This window comes from Paenibacillus sp. JNUCC32 (genome assembly GCF_014863545.1).
Lineage (GTDB): Bacteria > Bacillota > Bacilli > Paenibacillales > Paenibacillaceae > Paenibacillus_AQ > Paenibacillus_AQ lautus_A.
In genome coordinates, this window is sequence record NZ_CP062260.1 from 2,452,879 (window position 1) to 2,468,628 (window position 15,750).

14 protein-coding genes are annotated in these 15,750 nt (G+C 49.0%); 3 read left to right on the plus strand and 11 right to left on the minus strand.

Going from position 1 to position 15,750, the window contains the following annotated elements; translation table 11 throughout:
- Nucleotides 1–116: 116 nt before the first annotated feature.
- Both JNUCC32_RS10955 and JNUCC32_RS10960 read left to right on the plus strand, forming a co-directional pair.
- Nucleotides 117–788, plus strand: a complete 672-nt coding sequence (locus JNUCC32_RS10955) for a response regulator transcription factor (protein ID WP_192572022.1) — start codon at nucleotides 117–119, stop codon at nucleotides 786–788.
- Nucleotides 785–1,810: a sensor histidine kinase gene (locus JNUCC32_RS10960; RefSeq protein WP_192572023.1), complete on the plus strand. Its 1,026-nt coding sequence runs from the start codon at nucleotides 785–787 to the stop codon at nucleotides 1,808–1,810. The genes JNUCC32_RS10955 and JNUCC32_RS10960 overlap by 4 nt, the downstream gene beginning before the upstream one ends.
- A 130-nt stretch (nucleotides 1,811–1,940) precedes the next feature.
- Here JNUCC32_RS10960 and bahA read toward each other — a convergent pair whose 3' ends face one another.
- From bahA to JNUCC32_RS10980, 4 genes are all read right to left on the minus strand, one after another.
- Complete coding sequence (bahA, locus tag JNUCC32_RS10965; RefSeq protein WP_192572024.1) at nucleotides 1,941–4,199, minus strand: bacitracin amidohydrolase BahA; 2,259 nt, start codon at nucleotides 4,197–4,199, stop codon at nucleotides 1,941–1,943.
- 97 nt (nucleotides 4,200–4,296) lie between these two features.
- Entirely contained in the window at nucleotides 4,297–5,454 is a 1,158-nt protein-coding gene (locus tag JNUCC32_RS10970) for a HAMP domain-containing sensor histidine kinase (RefSeq protein ID WP_192572025.1), read from the minus strand.
- Nucleotides 5,451–6,164 carry a response regulator transcription factor gene (locus JNUCC32_RS10975; RefSeq protein WP_192572026.1) on the minus strand — a complete coding sequence of 238 codons (714 nt, stop codon included), beginning with the start codon at nucleotides 6,162–6,164 and terminating at the stop codon, nucleotides 5,451–5,453. The genes JNUCC32_RS10970 and JNUCC32_RS10975 overlap by 4 nt, the downstream gene beginning before the upstream one ends.
- Nucleotides 6,165–6,302: 138 nt before the next feature.
- Nucleotides 6,303–6,872, minus strand: coding sequence for a TetR/AcrR family transcriptional regulator (locus JNUCC32_RS10980; RefSeq protein ID WP_192572027.1), 570 nt, complete (start codon nucleotides 6,870–6,872; stop codon nucleotides 6,303–6,305).
- Between the two features lie 240 nt (nucleotides 6,873–7,112).
- On the opposite strand from JNUCC32_RS10980, the gene JNUCC32_RS10985 reads away from it, so the two are divergent.
- On the plus strand, nucleotides 7,113–8,060 hold the full coding sequence (locus JNUCC32_RS10985) for a ketopantoate reductase family protein (protein WP_192572028.1): 948 nt from the start codon (nucleotides 7,113–7,115) through the stop codon (nucleotides 8,058–8,060).
- Nucleotides 8,061–8,168: 108 nt separating this feature from the next.
- Here the strand turns inward: JNUCC32_RS10985 and cntE are convergent, their stop codons facing one another.
- The 7 genes from cntE to JNUCC32_RS11020 form a co-directional block, all read right to left on the minus strand.
- Nucleotides 8,169–9,383: a staphylopine family metallophore export MFS transporter CntE gene (gene cntE, locus JNUCC32_RS10990; RefSeq protein ID WP_192572029.1), complete on the minus strand. Its 1,215-nt coding sequence runs from the start codon at nucleotides 9,381–9,383 to the stop codon at nucleotides 8,169–8,171.
- 30 nt (nucleotides 9,384–9,413) lie between these two features.
- Complete coding sequence (locus JNUCC32_RS10995; RefSeq protein ID WP_192572030.1) at nucleotides 9,414–10,160, minus strand: ABC transporter ATP-binding protein; 747 nt, start codon at nucleotides 10,158–10,160, stop codon at nucleotides 9,414–9,416.
- A 1-nt stretch (nucleotide 10,161) separates the two neighbouring features.
- The gene (cntD, locus tag JNUCC32_RS11000; RefSeq protein WP_192572031.1) at nucleotides 10,162–10,971 is read right to left on the minus strand and encodes a staphylopine uptake ABC transporter ATP-binding protein CntD; all 810 of its coding nucleotides are present in this window, start codon (nucleotides 10,969–10,971) and stop codon (nucleotides 10,162–10,164) included.
- Nucleotides 10,949–11,836, minus strand: a complete 888-nt coding sequence (cntC, locus tag JNUCC32_RS11005; protein ID WP_192572032.1) for a staphylopine uptake ABC transporter permease subunit CntC — start codon at nucleotides 11,834–11,836, stop codon at nucleotides 10,949–10,951. Before cntC ends, cntD begins: the two co-directional genes overlap by 23 nt.
- Nucleotides 11,836–12,768 carry a nickel/cobalt ABC transporter permease gene (gene opp1B, locus JNUCC32_RS11010; protein WP_192572033.1) on the minus strand — a complete coding sequence of 311 codons (933 nt, stop codon included), beginning with the start codon at nucleotides 12,766–12,768 and terminating at the stop codon, nucleotides 11,836–11,838. Before opp1B ends, cntC begins: the two co-directional genes overlap by 1 nt.
- 32 nt (nucleotides 12,769–12,800) lie before the next feature.
- Nucleotides 12,801–14,378 (minus strand): staphylopine-dependent metal ABC transporter substrate-binding lipoprotein, encoded by a 1,578-nt coding sequence (cntA, locus tag JNUCC32_RS11015; protein ID WP_430623466.1) that lies wholly within the window; start codon nucleotides 14,376–14,378, stop codon nucleotides 12,801–12,803.
- A 64-nt stretch (nucleotides 14,379–14,442) separates the two neighbouring features.
- Nucleotides 14,443–15,738, minus strand: a complete 1,296-nt coding sequence (locus JNUCC32_RS11020; protein ID WP_192572035.1) for an opine metallophore biosynthesis dehydrogenase — start codon at nucleotides 15,736–15,738, stop codon at nucleotides 14,443–14,445.
- Between the last annotated feature and the right edge of the window lie 12 nt (nucleotides 15,739–15,750).

The window sequence follows — 15,750 nt, forward strand, 5'->3', positions numbered from 1 at the left end:
TTACATTCTTGTCACATTAGACAAAGGAAGCAGTCCCGGAAACTTGCTTGTCTGCCGCGGGAAGATCGTATACAATGTGTTTAATTTGCCGCTAGTAACGCCCGGGAGGATCGTTTATGAAAATCATGATCGTAGAGGATGACCCGACCATTCGGGGGATGATCCAGTTAGCTTTAACCAAATGGAGCCTGGAAACGGTCAGCGTCGATAACTTTGACCAGGTCGCGTTATGCTTTATTCATGACCAGCCTCATCTTGTGATCATGGATATCAACTTGCCGTCGTATGATGGATTTTACTGGTGTCAAAAGATCAGGGAAATCTCCAATGTACCGGTGCTCTTTCTTTCTTCCCGCGATTCGCCCATGGATGTTGTCATGTCGGTGAATATGGGCGGGGACGATTATATTCAGAAGCCGTTCCATATGGATGTTTTGACCGCTAAAGTCAATGCGCTGCTGCGCCGAACGTATTCCTATTCGGACATGCAATCCAACGTGTTCGAGCATGAGGGGGTCGTGTTCCTTCCGGACAAAGGGACGCTCACGTATGAAACCGAACAAGCGGAGCTTACCAAAACCGAAGTCAGTATATTGAAGATCCTGATGCAGCAGAAGGGAACCGTTGTAGACCGCAAGAAAATCATGCGTCATCTTTGGCAGGATGAAAGCTTTGTGGACGAAAACACGTTAACCGTCAACATCGTCCGCTTGCGCAAAAAACTGGCCGGCATCGGCAAGGAAAACTGGATTGTAACCAAGAAAGGGAAAGGTTATATGATCCCATGAGTTTCTTTCAATACATTAAGGACAAACGTTATTTTTTGTTGCTGTACGCCGGGATGATGGGCTTTATTTCGATGATTGTTGCCCTATCCGTCAACACGGGCCACGCCTTAGGCAGCGTTCTTTATATTCAAATCGTTTGTTCGGCCTTCACCGCAGCCTACTTACTGATTGGCTATGTTTATCGCAAATCCTATTACCGCAAGCTGCAGGAGCTGATCGATCTTGACCGGGAAGATTGGCCTGTCGCTGCCCCGGAACCGCAAAATTCGCAGCAGCGGCTGTATCTCGAGCTTTTTGCCAAATTGCACCGGCATCATGAACGGGACCTCCGGAAACTCAATGAAGAGAAAATAGATCACCAGGAATTTATCATGTCCTGGATTCATGAGGTAAAGCTACCGATTGCAGCAAGTCGTCTGCTCATGGAACACAGCATGGGGGAAACGGCAGATTCCCTGGCCGATAAACTTGAGGATGAACTGGATAAAATCGAAAATTACGTGGAGCAGGCACTGTACTATTCTCGAATCGATTCTTTTTCCAAGGATTATTTCATCACGGAAGAACCGTTGGAAGCGATCATTAAAACCTGTGCGAAAAAATTCGCCAAGACGTTTATCAATAAACAGATTCGGTTCCATATGGAGGACATTCGGCAAACCATCCATACCGACCGCAAATGGCTCGGATTTATCCTTGATCAAATCGTTGCAAATGCGTTGAAATATACGGACGAAGGCGGGAACATTACTTTCACGGTCGAAGAAGACCGTAAAGAAAAGCGGTTAAATATTGTAGATACGGGGATCGGGATCCAGCCGGAAGACCTTCATCGAGTCTTTGAGAAAGGATTTACCGGATCTACCGGAAGAAGCCATCCCAAATCAACCGGCATGGGACTTTATCTCGCAAAACAATTGGCGCATAAGCTGGGACATCATTTGTCTATCCGATCGGAGGCTGGAAGGTATACATCAGTCACGATTCATTTTCCGAAAACGGACACGTATTACCGCTTATAAGCGATAACGGTTGGAGCCCGCTGCTCAATCTAAAGCTAAAGAAGCCGCCAATATGGCGGCTTCTTTAGCGTATTTAGTTCGTGTCGACTTGCAGTCGTCAAAGTCATCCTATCAGACCATATCAAACATGTTACGATCGGATCCCTATGTCACTCAACAGCACGGTTCCCCGCTTGGTCAGGTTGAATTGAATGCGGACCTTGCTCAGCTGCTGCGGGTTGAAGTCCGGATTCAATTGTTCAAAATCCCTTATCGGGAAGTCATAGCTTTGAAATACGGGCTCCGAAATGTTCCCGGAATTCGAGAACGGCCATTTGAGAAGTTTACCTTCGATAACAGGCGGCAATTTGGATATGTGGCTGAGGGGAAGACTTGCCTGATTGCCTTTCTTGTCTTCAACGGAAACCGTTGCATTGATCAGTTCATTCGGGTCGCCGCTCGCGTCTTTTCCACGGGCGTCCGCCATCGAAAATACGACAGAGCTTTCCGTTCCCGTTTCCATGCCGCGTTCCGGCAGCGTGACCGTGAAGGATGCGGGTTCGGATTCTCCTCTCGTGTCCCAGCCTAAGCGAACCGCGCTGTAATCGGCCAAGCCATGCTTGGTCCTTACCTTCTCCTCCTTCCATACCCGGAGATGTTCGCCCATCAGGCTGCCGCCAGGCAGCGTCGTGCTCTGCAGATCGATGTCTTCTTCAAAATCGGCAATCATGGTCGTCCCCGAATCATAAACATTGCCCACGTACAGGTTGTCGGGAATCCATTCCTTGGCGTAACCCAAATCCGTGAACATCTCCCGATATTGACGTTGGTCCTTAAGCGTTGCATCGAGAAAACCGGAAATAAACACCTTGGCAATCGTTTCCTGCTCTTCCCGCGGCATGATTTGACGAAGGTTAAAGAGACGATTCGCAAGACCTGCCCCATCCCCTCTGTTCCAGCCTCCGTTGAACTGGCCATGGTTGGCTCCATAGACATAAATCATCGACTTCATGTAATCTTTGCCTTCGGTATAACGGATCCGATGATATTGTTTGGCAGCGTCCAGGCTGTTGACGTCCATATCATGAGCTCCATGCAAAGAGAGATAATTCACGTCCTGCAGCGGCAGCGGTTTGCCTTGCGGCTGATACTGCCCGTCCGTTCCCGCAATGGAAATGAGAGAGCGGATCGAGAAGTTATAGTCGAACTTGATATGGCCGTGATCCGGGTGACGTCCGAGCTTGTTATAGGCTGCGGCGATCGCGACCGCTTCGCCTCCCCTGGAATGACCGACGAGGGCGATTCGTTCCATATCGACCTTTTGATAAAACGGGTTGTCCGGATCGCTGTTCCAGCCCTTCCATGTCTTTAAGTGCTCCAGCAGCAGCAGACCTCTTGCCGGATTTTCGCGTTGGAGGGCGCTAACCAGAAAAAGGTCCTCGTACGGGGCGGCATTCAGGAAATTTTCATCCACGGAGACGAAAATATACCCTTTGCTCGCGAGCAGTTTGCCGAGGTATTCGTAACCGGGATCGGAGTAATCGTTCATTAAGTGGTTTCCATGCACAATCAGGACCAGCGGAAATGCCCCCTCCCCTTCGGGATACCATACTTTTCCGTTTAACGGCAGGGCATCCGGTCCGAATCCAAGCGACTTCGTTCGCCCTGAGGACCATTTCTCGACAAACTCGGCTGCATCCACCGTTTTGGTCGTCAGCGAACCGCTTTGATTAAACTCTTTCCGGTAGTTGTCAGGACTTCCGTATAACAGGCTTTGGACGGGATATGGGCCTTGTTCTGCCGGATTGTTCATCGTCGAATCTTCATACCGGCTTGAGGTTTTCAGCTGTTGTAACGTGATGGCCGGAGCTGCTTCATCTCCCTCCCGAATCAACCAGAAGCTGCCCGCTCCGATCACAATGGTGATTAAGGACAAGCAGGCCATGGCGCCGATTCTCCTTGCTTTTGAGACTTGCCTGTAGCTTCCGGCTGCAATTTTATAAAGCAATGCCCCAAATAAAGAAAAAACAAAGGCCAAACATGCAATGAACAAGGCCGATACTTTCGACGGCACGATGAAGCAGAATACAAGCAAGGTCAGTGAGCCTGTCAACGTCCAAATATAACGGCTTGGCAGTTTCTTGACTCCGTGCAGCAGCAATGCGGTCAAGCCGCTTATCAAGGCAATCGCTAGGACAAACAAAAACGTGCCCGCGATATATTTTATGAAACCGTGCCCCGTCAATAAATAATCGGCCTGGATCAGGATTAGAATGAAGGCGATGCCTCCTAGTCCAAGCGACGCTCCCTTCCATCCAGGAGTTAAAGGCTGCATACGTTTCCGGTTGGCAACGATTCTTTGTATAATGGCAATGCCCTTCTCGTTCTCTTTCTCTTTTTGTATTTCCACTCTTCCCAGTCCTCCTGCACTCTATTTAGTAGATCGTTCTACATCTGAGGATACCGGATCACTCTTTCTGTGCACTTTCTCAATTCTTTCAGAAATCTTACATATTGCTCGGCAGAAACAGAACGAATGTCGTCTGCCCGTTTGTTGTTGTAAGCCTGATCTTTCCTCCATGCTTCTCTGCCACTTGTTTGGCAATCGCCAAACCGAGTCCCGTGCCGCCATCGCTTGTCCGTGCCGTGTCTCCGCGAACGAAAGCTTCAAACACCCTATCCTTTAGGGCATCCGGGATACCGGCGCCATCATCCGCAACGTGAATCTCAACCCCGTTCTCTGCGATTACCAATTTCAATTCCACGGTTGTGCCGGGAGGGTTGTATTTCCATGCATTGGACAGCATATTGGAAACCGCCCGGTATAACCAGATCGCGTTGAACGGGACCCTCATTTCCCGATCGGGAATATCGTAACGGAAAACAAGCTGTTTATCTTCGAAAACCTCATAATATTCGGCCGCGATTTCCCTCGTAAATTCCGTAATGTCGGAGAATTCAACGGAAAAAGGAACATCGGCACTGTCCAGCTTGGACAGGTCAAAGATGCCGTCAATCAGCTCCGACATCAAACTGGCTTTGTCGGATATCAAACGCAACACCTGTCGTCTTCTCTCTTCCGTATCCACGACTCCCGCCTCCAGTGCTTCGATATAGCCCCGTATGGTAGTCAACGGTGTCTTCAAGTCATGGGAGATGTCGATCAGCATGCGCTGCTTGCTTTCTTCCAGCTCCTGCTTTTCCCGCTCCATCCGCTCGAGACGCTCTGCCATATCATTGAAATCGTCTTGGATCTGCGCGAGCTCATAGCTTGCTTTGAAGTTTAGTCTTTTACGGTATTGACCTTGGGCAATGTTTCGAATACCGTCGGCTATGGAGCTGAGCGGAGTCGTGAGCCTCGAAGCGGTCCTTCTTCCGAACGCATACACGGTGATCGCAAACAAAACGAGAAACAGAAGCAGGGTCTGAAGAGCCATTTTATAAAATACGCGCTCTTGTTGATCGCTGTATCTCTCCTCTGGCGTAGCGGGCGAATGGCCCTTCTTAGTCTCCTCCACCTTTATCTGACCGGTTGAATCGAGAAAATAATTCATGATTTGCGCATTCAATATAAACAACGATAACGCCGCAATGATGGCAATCGTAACAAAGAAATACAAGTATTGTCCGATCAGCGAACGCTGTAAACGATTAGGCGTTTTCATGTGTCTAACTCATCTTTCTTGGCAAACCGGTAGCCGAGGCCGCGGATGGTTTTGATATAAACGGGGTTTCTCGGATTGGTCTCGATTTTGTCCCGCAGCCTGCTAATCTGCACCATAACGGCGTTATCGTCGGCCAGGTACATCTCGTCCCAGGCATGCTCAAACATTTGACGTTTCGTAAATACGCGCCCCGGTTCTCCCATAAACAGGTTTAACAATTTATATTCGATCGCGCTGAGCGAAATGGGCTTTCCCTGGATATACAGTATATATTCGCGATGATCCAGCACCAAATCACCGATGCGGGTGACGGAAACCGGGTCAGGTTCCGACGGCTCATTGAATTCATAGGACCGTCTTAACTGGGCCTGAATTCTTGCCATTACTTCCATCGGGCTAAACGGTTTGGAAACATAATCGTCTGCTCCGAGCTTGAGACCCGTGATTTTATCAAGCTCCTGATTTTTGGCCGATACGAGAATGACCGGGATTTTATAATCCTGTCTAATCGTGCGGAGCAGCTGGTATCCGTCGATGACCGGCATCATGATATCGAACAGAGCGAGATCGACGCGTTGGCTTCGGAGATGCTCAAGCGCAGCAAGCCCGTCGAAGGCTGCCAAAGTCGTATATCCTTCTGCGTCTAAATAGAGTTTCAGCATGTCTACGATATCCGGATCATCATCGACTACAAGTATGGTTCTAGGCATAAAAAGCATCCTCCTTCAAGTAGTATATGGTTCTCCTTGGAAGGTTAATTTCCTTTTTTGCGTTGTCTCGTCAGCATTATTAAACAACAGAAATAACCTCTCACCCGATACGGCGGAGGTCATTTTATTATTGATTCATTAGCGTCCGATAAAACCAAACAAGAGAAGCTGGTTAAGTTCAGCCATCTTGTGGTTATAATTCCCGGCTCTTGCCCAGGAAGCTTGCAGCGTCCCGACGGCATTCAATAATTCCAATAGGGTCTCCAGCGAAACCGAAGTATGAATCGCCCCTTCCTTCTTCCCCAGCTCAATAAATTCCTGAATAAGCTCCATTCTAATGTTATTGGTGCTTTCGCTGTATAAACTCGCAAGTACCTGATCTTCAACCGCGCCTGGGGTACAAAGCAATTGATAGTCTTGGTCGGCGCAGATCGCAAGCACGCGGGATAACTTGTCTTTAAACTCGATATCTTGGTTTAATAGCTCCGTGGCCATACGGATGGTATTCTGCATCAGAACGTTTGCGCATTCTTTGACCACCCCTTCTTTGCTGCCAAAATAGTTATACAGCGATACGGACGACACTCCGGATTCTTCGGCAATGTCTTTGATGCTGACGTGGACGAAGCCTTTTTCTTTGAACAGCTTTAAGGCCGCTTGAACGATCGCATCCTTCTTCTGCTGCGTTCTCACTTCGAATTTGTTCATCAAAATCCTCACTCGCTTCCGCATTCATCACTACACGTAGTTTAACATAACCTGTACAGTTTTTAAATTAAACAGAAAATATTTAAAAACTTCTTGACAGTCTTAGCAAGATCCATATAGAATCAAGCTGTAATTTTTAAATATTAAGTCGATTATTTAAAAACTATGATCAATACATTCAATATGCGCTCGAGCAAACTCGTTTTGATCCAAGAGTTAATCTACAATGGGGGACCTATTATGCGAATATTGGTTTACGGCGCAGGCGTTCTGGGCAGTTATTTAGCCCACGAGCTGGTGCGCGTAGGACACAACGTCACGATGCTGGCCAGAGGACAAAGAGCGGATGAGCTGGAGAAGAACGGCAATGTCATCCGTCATTATTTTCAATTCAAAACTACGGTTCATAACGTGAGGGTCATCCGCGAGCTAGAGCCGGACGATGTATATGACCTTATTTTTGTCGTGATGAAATATCCGGATTTCGAGGCCGTATTGCCTGCACTGGCTGCGAATCACAGCCGCCACGTCGTGATCATGGGCAACAATGCAAGCCCTCAGGATATGCAAACCTACTTGCAAGCCCATAGCCCCGTAACGAAACATGTGGCCTTCGCTTTTCAATCGATCGCCGGCTGGAGAGAGAACGGCCTTGTCATTAGCGTGCGCGGCCCAAGAACCAAAATCAATATCGGAGGTTTAGGCGAGGATCTGTCTTGGCGGCCGTTCATCGATCAGGCTCTGGCAAACACCAAATATGCATGGACCTACCAAAACAATATGAATGAGTGGCTGAAGAGCCATTATGTCATGATCTTGGCTTTGAATTCCATTGCTTCTACATATAACGGGAATTTGCGCAAAGCCGCCAAAGACAGGAAGCTTCTTCATCTTGTCATCCATGCTATGGATGAGGGGCATCAAGTATTGGAGAAAAACGGGTTCACGGTTACGCCTGCCGCTCAAAAGCAGTTCGCCCGCAAAAACAGAAAGCTCTTTTACATTCTATTGAAGATGATGCTGTCTATCCCGATCAGCAGAATTCTGTTAAGTGATAAGGCGGTGTCGGCCAACGAGGTGACAGCGCTGCAGCAAGCTTTTGCCGAATTAAAGAAAAGCGCGAATATGGCGACGCCGCATTGGGATGAGCTTCATCAATATTCCCTGCCTGAGCGGCAGAGATCTTAAATGATGGCTTATGGATCACGTAGCCAATATAAGTAGCTTTTGAGTAAATCAAAAAGAATATCTGCTCAACCAGCGAGCAGAGATTCTTGAACCTTCAGGCGTACATTGCTAAACATCCCCTTCTCTCTCCCTGATATGGGTGGAGTTTGAAGCAGCAAAGCTTCCTTTTCGCTCGTACGCGAAAATAACCATCATCATGCTTAAAATTGCACAGATCATATACATGGTGGAGTAGGACAAATAATCGGCGATCGGTCCCATCGCGACCCCGCCCAAGGATACGCCTAAATCGGCCATCGCAATGAACAAACCGATTAACACGTTGCGGTTGGACGAGGGCAATACAAATGACAAATAAGTCGTTAACGTAGGGTACAGCAGCGCCTGGGCCATGCCCATAAGAATGGCGCCTGCGTACAGCAGCATGCTACCCAACTCTAAAGACAGGCTGATGCATGCCGAAGCCAGGGTTACAAGAAGCATGGTACCCATGATAAACCATGAATGCCATCTGCCATCGGACGGAATTCGTTTTCTCAGGACAAACCGCGAAGCGACAACGACCGCAGCCTGGAGCATCAAGTAAATGCCGGCGCTGCCGCTGTTCAGCTGCTCGCCGTATAAAGGCATAAACGTGGTGACCGCTCCGAATACGATGGATGACGACAGCATCAAGACACTGCATCGGAACAGGAACCGATTCTTGACGATTTGCCCGAAGGAATGGAACACGCCTGAACGGCTTGTCGCTTGTTCCGGTGGGGCATTCTCTTTGTCCATCTTGACGCTGTACCCGAATAAACCTGTACAAATGGCGATCACAACAAGAATAACGGTGAATGAATCCATGCCGTCCGTCTGCCAGAGGCCTAATGCGAGAACCGGACCGATCACGCCCGGGATATAAGTGAACAATGAATAAAACGAAATGCCTTGCGAACGCTCCTTCTCAGGCAGCGCATCAATGATGCCGATCTGTAATGCCATCGAAAAAAAAGCCGTGCATATGCCTTGCAAAATTCGAGCCATGAGGTATCCCCCTAATCCGGTACAAGTGTACAGAATCAGGGCAGTGCCGTTTACCAACAGAACCAGGCGCAGCACCTTAACGGGCCCATGCTTTTGGATCAAATGCCCGGCCCAGGGCCGAAAGAACATCGTTGTCAGCATGTAAGCCCCCATGACGAGTCCGATGGTTGTGCTGCTGGCTCCCCATGCGGCTCCTTGAAGCGGAATGATGACGTTGAGTAAGGCATTGGCGCTGAAATAAAGCAGGGCCAGCATATATAAACGCAAAAACGGCCAAGACATCGCTCCACTCACTATATTTCTCCTCCTGCTTGGGTGTAAACGTTAGAACGTAATCAAATGCTCCATTAATTTTTTGGCATAATCCGACTGAACATGCTTTAATTGCTTGACGTCGATCGTCTCCTCCACCTTGCCGCTCCTGAAAATAAGTACCCTGTCGCAAATATAAGCGGCAGCTTGAATGTCGTGCGTGATGAAAACGTAACTCATCTGATAGATGTCTTTAAGCTCCTTCAATAAGCGGAGGACTTGTATCTGTACGGATACGTCCAAAGAACTGATCGCCTCGTCGAGCACGATGCACTTGGGCTCCGTGGCAATCGCTCTGGCAATGCAGACCCTCTGCGCCTCTCCGCCGGATAACTCATGCGCATATTTCGTTTTGTAGGAAGCGTCCAACCCGACCTGTTGCAGCAACCGATCGACTCGGGCGTCTTGGTCGGAACGTACCGGACCCTGCGCCGTTAAGGGCTCCATAATGGCTTCCTTCACGGTATAGAACGGGTTGATCGAAGACGTATAATCCTGAAAAACGGCACTCATATTGCCGGAACGCACATGACGATTCCTCACATCGTTTCCTTCGAATAAGACGGCCCCTTGGTCCGGTTGTTCAATACCCAAAATCAATCGTCCAAGGGTAGATTTTCCGCTTCCGCTCTCGCCGATGATGCCAAGGCATTCGCCGCTTCCGCATTCAAAGCTTACATCGTGCAGAATTTGTTGCTTTTTCCTCGTAAACAGGCCGCCTACCCGGTAGGATTTATGTACGTTCTCTACCTTCAGCACGTTACTCCCCCCTCATAATCTCGTTGAAATGGCTGCTCAGCTCAAGACGGGTAGAAACCAGGTGCTGCGTATAGGGATGCCGCGGTGCCGATAATACCTCTTCAACGCTCCCGCTTTCTACAATGACGCCGTTTCTCATGACCATTACTTCATCGGCAATCTTCTTCACGACCCCCAAGTCGTGGGACACAAAAATCATGGAGCCTCCCATTCGCTCGCGGAGCTGGATGAATTGTTCAACGACCTCGTACTGCGAGATGGTATCGAGTGCCGTCGTCGGCTCGTCGGCGATCACGATGTCGGGCGAAAGAACCAGCGTGAGCGCAATCATCAAGCGCTGCAGCATGCCGCCCGATAGTTGGTAAGGGTACTTATTCATGATTTCGATCGGATGGTTGAGCATCACGCTCTCCATCGCTTTTTTCATCGCGGTTTCGACTTGGCTCTTGCTCCAGCCGAAATGCGCTTTTAACGTCTCTTGGAAATGAATCCCGACTACGGAAGATGGATCAAACGCCCCCATGCCGTTCTGCATGATCATCCCAATCTGTTTACCCCTTCTTCTTCTCATTTCTTTATCCGAAAGTTGATTCAAATTCTCGCCTTTGAACAGAATCTCCCCGGATTGACGAATCCAGGGCTTATGCAATCGGATGATCGATCTGCACGTAAGGGATTTTCCGCTCCCGCTTTCCCCTACGATTGCCAGGCAGGTTTGGGGCTTTAACCGAAAAGAGCTGTCACGGATGATCTCTTTGCCCTCCTTCGTATCCCATACCCTCAAATGGTTAACCTCTAGCATATTCAACATTCGGTTTCTCCACCTCTGCAATTCGCGGCTGCTTGCCGGAATTCATTCGTTGGGGATCCAGCGCGACCTGAAGCCCATCCGCCAGAAAATTAAATGCCGATACGGCAATGACGATCGCCATGCCGGGCGCGAACATCAGCTCGGGATGTGAAAACATAACCTCTCTCGCTTCATTCAGCATCATTCCCCATTCGGCGTGAGGGGCCTTGATGCCCAGCCCCAAGAAGGATAATCCGGAGATTTGCAATATCATGGAACACATCGAACCACTGGCAATGACGGCAATATCCGAGAATGTTACGGGAACGATATGCTTCATGATGATTATACGATTGCTGATGCCGGCAGCTTTTGAAAACTTCACATAATCCATTTCGGCATACTGCTGGACCGACGTTCGGATGACGCGTGCAAACCACGCCCATTTCATGGCAACAAAGGCAATCAGGATGTTCTCAAGGCCTGCACCCAGAATGCCGACAACCGCTAACGTCATGACATACCCGGGAAAAGAAAGCATGATATCGCAAATTCTCATCAGAATCGCGTCCGTTTTGCCTCTGAAGTAGCCCGCCACGAATCCAACGGCCGCACCTACGCCTACCGATGCCAACAAGGCGGCCAGAACCCATAAAATACTGGGACGTATGCCATAAATCAGCCGGGACAGGATGCATCTCCCCAAATGGTCGTTGCCGAACCAATACGCCCAGGACGAGCCGGCATAGCGCAGCTTCATATCGACATGGTTCGGATCGTGCGGCGCGAATATAGGGGCGAACAGCCCCAAGATTACGATTGCGGCAATAAGGAGCAGTGACAGGCTGGCCAGCTTGTCTTTGCTCAGATTTTTCAGTGCTCTCATCAGATTTCCTTCCTTAATTTCGGATTGAACGCAGCATTGATCATGTCCGACAAGGTGTTGAATAAGACAAAGGCTACAGCCAGTATCAGGACATAGGCCTGAATGACCGGAAAGTCCCTGCTCAATATGGATTTCACGCTCAGTCGCCCAAGTCCCGGCCATGCAAATACATTTTCAATGACTACGGTACTGCCCAGTATAATAGGGATCGCCATGCAAAAGATGGATACGGCGACTTGCAGCGAATTTCTTAGAATATGTTTCGTAATCTTCTTCTCGGGCAAACCGCAAGCTCTCCCATAAACCACATAGTCTTCATGCAAGTGGCCCAGCATGGAGCTTCTTACGTTTCTGAAGTAAATGCCGACATAACTCACCGATATGACCGTTACGGGAAGAATATAGCTTTGATAGGAGTCCATGCCGCTGGTCGGCAGCAAGTCCAGCCGGACGGAGAAATACCAGATCATGATCGAAGCCAGCCAATAAGAAGGCATCGCCGTCAGAAAGAAGGAAACGCCTCTTACCGATCGATCCAGCATTTTACCTTCGTTTAATGCGCAGACAACCCCCAAGACGACGGACATGACGATGATGATGATCGACGAAACCAACGTTAGCTTTAACGTGTTGAGAAACGCCGGGCTGATCAAGGACCACACCGATTGTCCCGTGACGAAGGACTCTCCGAAATCCAATTGAAGACAGGCCATCACCCAGTCGGCATATTGCTTCAGGAACGGTTGATTCAGTCCCAGCTCTTCACGCGTCTTAGCGATCAGTTCCTCCGTGATTTCGGGAACTTCCTGGGCGCGGAGCACCACTTCGGCAGGATCCATGGGCGACAGGTTGATCAATAGAAAGGTCAAGAATGAAATCATGAGCAGAATCGGAACGGACAGCAATAATCGTTTAGCTATATAACTTCCCATAATGACTCCTTATCGATTGATGAGCACGCAGCCTATTCGAAATACATTTGTTCAAAAGGCAGCTCAAATTGGGTTTGCTTGAACGTAATGCCTTTCAAGTTCTTCGGTGCGAGAACCGTGACGCTCCCGCTCGAAATCGGGATAAATACGGCTTCATCGTGAACCGTCCGCATGATCTCGGCATACAACGCCTTTCTGGCTTCCTCGTCAGTCGATACCATAACCTGCTGTATCCGGTCATAGAGATGATCCGCTTCGGCGATCCCTTTGGTCGTATGCAGATAAGAAGCCTCGGAAGTGAACGCAGCGATGGTGCTTTGGGGGTCATACGCCAATCCCCAGGTCTGATTAAACAATAACTCGTAGTCGCCTGTAGACCTTCGATTCGCGATCGAACTCGATTCTTCGCCGATGATATCCAGCTTTATTCCGATCTGCATTAGCGCATGCTGAATGAATTCCGCCTGTGTTTTTTGCGATGATGAATTGCTGTCATAATATAAGTTCATGGCCAGCTGCTGCCCGGACTTGGTCCGGGCCTCGTCGCCGCTGCCTTTTTTCCATCCGGCTTGTTCCAAGATTAACTCGGCCGCTCCCGGATCATAGCCGCGTTCCTTCAATTCGACATCCGCATAGTTCACGTTGGAGGAGAACAGTCTGTTCGCCTCGGCTTCGGTTCCTTCGAATATGTCCTTGCTGATCGTTTCGCGATCGATTGCATACCAGAATGCCTCACGCACCGCGGTTTCGCTTACCGGGCTGTCCGATTTGCTGCTGTTAGCGACAATCATTTTCGTATTCATGGCTTCGCTGCGAACAAGCTGATAGGTTCCGGCGTCAATTAGTTGATTCATCGCTTGCACGTCGATGCTGTCTGCCCCCCGATCATCGGTGAATACGAAGTTCACCTCTCCTTTCTGCATGGCCAGAAACGTCGTCTCGCCGGCAGGCAGCACCTTGGCCGTAATTTTCTTGATTTTCGGCGCACCGTTCCAGTATTCTTCATTGGCGGTAAAGACGGCGTACTCATCGATTTTATGCTCCGTGAACTTGTAAGGACCTGTACCGTTATGGCCGTTAACGCCATCCTTCGTTTCTCCTTGAATGAAGTCCTTCGGCGATAGGAATACATACGGCCGCGTCATGGACAATTCGACCAGCGTTGGGTAATAAGCTTCGCTTAAGATCAATTGGACAGTGTATTCATCCACGACCTTCACGTTTTTGATTTTGCTCGACAGCTTAATCCAAGCATGTTTTTCGGCATTACGCTGCACGGCGTCGATGTTCAATTTGACCGCTTCGGCATTAAACGGTTCTCCATCATGGAACTTCACGTCTTTTCTTAAATGAAAGGTATAGGTCCGGCCGTCTTCGGAAAGGTCCCAAGATTCCGCAAGCAGCGGCTTGATGCCCTCCTTCGTGTTCTCCACCAGCGACTCGTATACCATGCCCTGAGCCGGCATGGACCCCGTGTACAAATGCGGGTTCATATCATGAATATCTTTTGCTGTCGCATAGATTAATTCTTCCTGGACAGCCGATGCGGATTTGTTTTCATGATTCGTCTCTCCGCAGCCTGCCAAAAGCGCCATCGTGCATAAAAACATCCATATGATTACGGTTTTTCTTTTCACGGTTTTCCTCCTGCTACCCACTTGATTATGTTAACGTTCATGTATTGGTTAGGTCCTTGCATATCATGGCCAGTTCTTCTCCGAAACTCTGAACCGCGAAGGCGCCGGACAACGACCGGTCCTTATGAGCAAGTGCCACGCTGACGATTTTGCTTTCATATGCTGAAATGAACCGATCGATGGTTGGACATTCCACCTTTAAGAAGCCGGCAATGCCTTGTATGATCTTGATCCGATAATAGTCCTCCTTGGGCATTCTCGGGATATCCAGGCAGCCTTCCAGATTGATAAACAAACTCCGGATCGGCACCGCCGAGAAATCAAAGTACTTTCCTTCAGGATCCGGCTCAGAGAAGGGATCGATCAACAATGAGGCGTAACGGATATACAATAAATACTCTTGATGAATGCTTTCCAAGTGCTCGAAGCTGTCAATATCCCGGCGTGATAAACTCTCATTTCTCACCGGATAGGTATCATCCGTCATAAACTTCAGCAAATTGATGCCTCTCATCCCTAATCGACCCAAAATGTTCATCATTTCTTTCCACTGGGATAACATATTGCGGATCAGTTCCTGCGTAATAGGGCCCTCAGGGAAAAGCTTATAGACATACTTGCGAGTACCCGCTTCGTCAAAAATGGCGTTTAATGAGAAGTCATTCATGAACAAAGCGGGATGGACATATAACGAAATATTTCGCGCTTCTGCCTCCAGGGGCGTCCTCATGAATTCCACTTCAATGTCCGATTGCTTATACAGACCGCACAGCCTGTCAACAAGATCTGAGCGGCCCCGTGTCGAGCCGATATAGACTTTTTTCTTGACCCCCGTCGTTATGACATGATTGGAAACCCGGTCATCCACCCATCTGGTGTCCCCGATATATGTAGAAAAGCTTATGACTTCCGCACCCGGATTCAATTGCCCGATATAACCGGTTACCAAGCTGTTGGAACCGAACGTCGGGGAGATCAGCACCAAGCTGTTTACTTTTCGCAGAACGTCTTGGTCGATCTGTCGCATGACTTCCAAATAAGCGTCGGTGGTCACTGCCAAAATCAGGGTATCCCACTGGCCTTCGATCGTCTCAATTCCACGAAATACGCCGTCCAAACGGCACTCGCCTTCCAAGGCACGATGTTTTTCGTTTTGGATGCTTACGCGAACCCTTTGACCGCTGGCCGAAAGCGATTCAAAGAAATCCGCGGAACGGACCGATTCCCGGCCCGCAATGCCCAAATGACAACGGTCCCCTTTCTTAAGGATCACTGCCAGCTGCAAGGCGGCTGGACCCGTTCCCAATATCAGGACTCGCTCCATATCTCTCATAAGAACACCTCA

Bases quoted from the DNA above. Each gene is read 5' to 3' on its own strand.
- JNUCC32_RS10955 (WP_192572022.1), top strand. From the start codon at position 117: ATGAAAATCATGATCGTAGAGGATGACCCGACCATTCGGGGGATGATC.
- JNUCC32_RS10960 (WP_192572023.1), top strand. From the start codon at position 785: ATGAGTTTCTTTCAATACATTAAGGACAAACGTTATTTTTTGTTGCTG.
- JNUCC32_RS10970 (WP_192572025.1), bottom strand. From the start codon at position 5,454: ATGAAAACGCCTAATCGTTTACAGCGTTCGCTGATCGGACAATACTTG.
- JNUCC32_RS10975 (WP_192572026.1), bottom strand. From the start codon at position 6,164: ATGCCTAGAACCATACTTGTAGTCGATGATGATCCGGATATCGTAGAC.
- JNUCC32_RS10980 (WP_192572027.1), bottom strand. From the start codon at position 6,872: ATGAACAAATTCGAAGTGAGAACGCAGCAGAAGAAGGATGCGATCGTT.
- JNUCC32_RS10985 (WP_192572028.1), top strand. From the start codon at position 7,113: ATGCGAATATTGGTTTACGGCGCAGGCGTTCTGGGCAGTTATTTAGCC.
- cntD (WP_192572031.1), bottom strand. From the start codon at position 10,971: ATGTTGAATATGCTAGAGGTTAACCATTTGAGGGTATGGGATACGAAG.
- cntC (WP_192572032.1), bottom strand. From the start codon at position 11,836: ATGAGAGCACTGAAAAATCTGAGCAAAGACAAGCTGGCCAGCCTGTCA.
- opp1B (WP_192572033.1), bottom strand. From the start codon at position 12,768: ATGGGAAGTTATATAGCTAAACGATTATTGCTGTCCGTTCCGATTCTG.
- cntA (WP_430623466.1), bottom strand. From the start codon at position 14,378: ATGTTTTTATGCACGATGGCGCTTTTGGCAGGCTGCGGAGAGACGAAT.
- JNUCC32_RS11020 (WP_192572035.1), bottom strand. From the start codon at position 15,738: ATGAGAGATATGGAGCGAGTCCTGATATTGGGAACGGGTCCAGCCGCC.